This is a genomic window from Dolichospermum sp. LEGE 00246 (assembly GCF_015207865.1).
Taxonomy (GTDB): domain Bacteria; phylum Cyanobacteriota; class Cyanobacteriia; order Cyanobacteriales; family Nostocaceae; genus Dolichospermum; species Dolichospermum heterosporum.
On record NZ_JADEWA010000519.1, the window covers coordinates 1 to 3626 of the forward strand.

A 3626-nucleotide genomic window follows, 5' to 3' on the forward strand; every position below is an offset into this window, starting at 1 on the left:
TCAAACACCCTCTTAGTGTATTAATTATTGCTTATATTATAAAAACAAATGAATTTTATACCTTTGCTGTCAAAAATGGTTTTTGGGGCATAATGTTGCCCCATAAGAGGGAATTGTTGTACTTACTTAGTAAGCTCCTTTATTTTTCGGCATGATGACAACATTAACTGTTTTGAGGATAATCCGCAAATCGAGCCAAAAATTCCTAAAATTGACATAATGTAGGTCTATTTGCACCCGGCGAGGATATGGAATATCATTCCGTCCAGATACTTGCCACAAACCAGTAATTCCAGGACGAATCGTTAAAACATGATTGATATAATCACCATATTTGATTAATTCTTCTGCCACTAAAGGTCTTGGACCAACTACACTCATATCTCCTTTGAGAACATTCCAAAATTGGGGAAATTCATCTAAGCTAGTAATTCGCAAAAAATGGCCAATTTTAGTAATTCTTGGGTCTGTTTTCAGCTTAAAGTTGTCTTCAAATTCTGCTCGCAAGCTAGGTGATGTGGCCATCATTTCGACGAGCATCTCGTCGGCATTGTTGACCATAGTACGAAACTTAATACAATTAAAGCTGCGGTAGTTTTTGCCCACCCGTTCTTGAACATAAAAAATCGGACCCTTGGAGCTTATGGCTATCAATAAAGCCAATATCATGTAAATGGGAGAAAACAAAATCAAGACCGACAATGAAAAAACTATATCAAACAGTCGTTTAAAGAACTCTCCGTATAAACCCTCAAAAGATAAACTTCTGGATTTCACCTTTGGCTGTTTAACTTTTTGACCACGTTTTGATAAAACAGTCGTAGATGTACTGTTATCCTTCCGCGGGTATCGCTTGCCGGAGAGGAGTGAACTCTGGGCAGTCATCATACTCCTTTATAATCCACACCACACATAGTCCCGATCTTAAAGCTAAAAGGCAGTAATTTTGAGGAAAAATTTCCTGTCTTCTGAGAAAATAAATACAAAAGGCTGATGTTTACTGTCTGTAAACTCCTTTTTCACGACATTCATTCACAAAACTGAGATAGCGTTCTGCAAAAACCTGGCGAGAAAATTGATTAGCGTGTGTTTGTATATACTCATAACTGTATAAATGTTGCTGATCTACAAATTTTTCTACGGCATCTACTAAAGCTCCTACTGTTTGGGTTTTGAATAATATACCAGTTCCTGTATCAGGATGTGTCCGAATATCTCTAACTGTTTCTAATGCACCACCTGCACCATAGGCAATTACGGGAGTTCCACAAGCTTGGGCTTCAACTAGGGCAATGCCAAAGTCTTCGCAAGCTGCATAAACAAAGGCTTTGGCACGAGACATATAATTTTTGACGATATGATCGGGTTGCCATCCTAAGATTTGAATATGTGGTTGGGCTATTTCCCGTAGTTTGTTCATTTGCGGACCTGTGCCAATAATGATCAAGGGTTTTTTTAGGTGATTAAAAGCCTCAATAATTAAGGAAACTTGTTTATAACCAACTAATCGAGAAACTATCAGGTAAAAATCCTCTTTTTCCGAGGGAAAGAGACATTCATCTAGGTTGACTGGTGGATAGATGACGGTTGCTTCTCGACGATAGCAACGCCAAATCCGTCTGGCTGTGTGTTGGGAGTTGGCAATGAAGTAATCTACTCGATTGGCACTAATTACGTCCCATTGCCGCAAATTATGGAGGATTTGGCGGGTGATCCAGCCGACTGCTCCTTGCCCTAGTTTGCTTTCCTTGAGATAATCAAAGGTTAAATCCCAAGCGTAGCGCATGGGGCTATGGCTATAACAGATATGCAATTGATTAGGGGTGGTTAAGACTCCTTTAGCTACAGCATGAGATGAAGATAAGATAACTTCATATTCTCGCAAATCCAATTGCTCAATAGCCAAGGGTAATAAGGGTAAATATTTTTGGACTCCTTGACGGGCTTGGGGAAATTTCTGTAAAAACGTTGTGCCAATTTGACGTTTGTACAGGTAACTTTCTGGATTGCTGGATTCAAAATCTATCAGGGCGTATAAATCAGCGTCAATGTGATTTAATATTTCCTGGACTACGAGTTCTGAACCTCCTGTGGCTTGAGGGGTTAACCACTCATGAACTAAGGCATATTCTAGGGACACGGTTAAGTTGAATGGGTGGAAGGTAATTAGGCTATTTTAATGAGGTGATATAGCAGGTGACAGGTGACAGGTGACAGGTGACAGAGTTTAAAGTCTTGTGCTGCCTAAGTTCTATGACAAGTTTATGTTCTCATCCAACTGCATACCGCTATATTAAATATTCCTCACTGTGATCTAGAAGTAAGAAAATCTCTAGATTGAATAGAAGATATAATCCTACCAAAAGATGTTCCTCTAGTGATACTACAACCTGATAACCTCTACAAATAAGGGTGATTTTTATTCAGGAATTAGAAAGTTATGCGGATTCTGGTTATCGGTGGAACTCGGTTTATTGGGGTGTATTTGACTGAATTACTGATGAAGGCTGGACATGAGGTGGTTTTGTTCAATCGTGGTAATCATGCTGCACCTGCGGGGGTAGGACAAATTATCGGCGATCGCACTAACTCAACTCAACTTCAAGAAAAGTTAGCACCAGAAAGTTTTGATGTCGTTTTTGACAATAATGGTAGGGAACTAACGGATACACAACCTCTGGCGGAAATTTTTCAAGGACGGGTCAAACATTTTGTCTATATGAGTTCTGCGGGTGTTTACCTCAAATCTGACCAAATGCCCCATTTAGAAGGGGATGCTATTGATCCTAAGAGTCGTCACAAGGGTAAACATGAAACGGAAGCTTACCTCAAGCAGTTAGGAATTCCTTTTACTTCTATTCGCCCTACTTATATCTACGGACCGCAAAATTATAATCCCTTGGAAAGTTGGTTTTTTGATAGAGTTGTGCGCGATCGCCCGATTTGTATTCCCGGAAATGGTATGCACATCACTCAGCTTGGTCATGTCTGGGATTTAGCTCAAGCGATGACCCAAATAATTGGTAATGATCAGGCAATTGGGCAGATTTATAATATTTCGGGCGATCGCTTTGTCACTTTCGACGGTTTAGCCCGCGCTTGTGCTGTGGCTGCTGGTAAGTCTGCTGATGATGTGAAAATTGTCCATTATGATCCGAAAAAGTTTGATTTTGGTAAACGCAAGGCTTTTCCCATGCGGGTGCAGCATTTCTTTGCATCGGTGAATAAAGCGCAAATAGAACTAAATTGGCAACCTAAATATGATTTAATTTCTGGTTTGCAAGACTCTTTAGAAAATGACTATTTAGCGACTGGTGCAGATAAAAAAGAAGTTGATTTTTCTGTAGATGATGAGATTTTAAACGCCACGTAATGAGTAATGGGTAAAATGGTGTCAACTTAACGGAAAACATCTATCTCGCAAACAACTCAAGTCATCTCATTCCCAGTCAGAGACTGGGAATGAATTCTAGAAGGCTCTGCCTTCAATGATATTAATTTGACACTCCCCGCCATAAATGGACGGGGATTCTTAAGACCAAATAAATAATCTTAACGGCGATATCAATGCGCCTCTACTGATTCCACTAGAATTTAATCCTAGCTTTACCGCTACTTTTCTGAAA

3 protein-coding genes are annotated in these 3626 nt (G+C 39.7%); 1 reads left to right on the forward strand and 2 read right to left on the reverse strand.

Annotated elements, in window-relative coordinates; all coding sequences use genetic code 11:
* Positions 1–126: 126 nt before the first annotated feature.
* Positions 127–885: a sugar transferase gene (locus IQ228_RS23250; RefSeq protein ID WP_027402801.1), complete on the reverse strand. Its 759-nt coding sequence runs from the start codon at positions 883–885 to the stop codon at positions 127–129.
* 112 nt (positions 886–997) lie between these two features.
* Complete coding sequence (locus tag IQ228_RS23255; RefSeq protein WP_027402802.1) at positions 998–2140, reverse strand: glycosyltransferase; 1143 nt, start codon at positions 2138–2140, stop codon at positions 998–1000.
* A 300-nt stretch (positions 2141–2440) separates the two neighbouring features.
* On the opposite strand from IQ228_RS23255, the gene IQ228_RS23260 reads away from it, so the two are divergent.
* Positions 2441–3373 (forward strand): NAD-dependent epimerase/dehydratase family protein, encoded by a 933-nt coding sequence (locus tag IQ228_RS23260; protein ID WP_193964586.1) that lies wholly within the window; start codon positions 2441–2443, stop codon positions 3371–3373.
* The last annotated feature ends 253 nt before the right edge of the window (positions 3374–3626 follow it).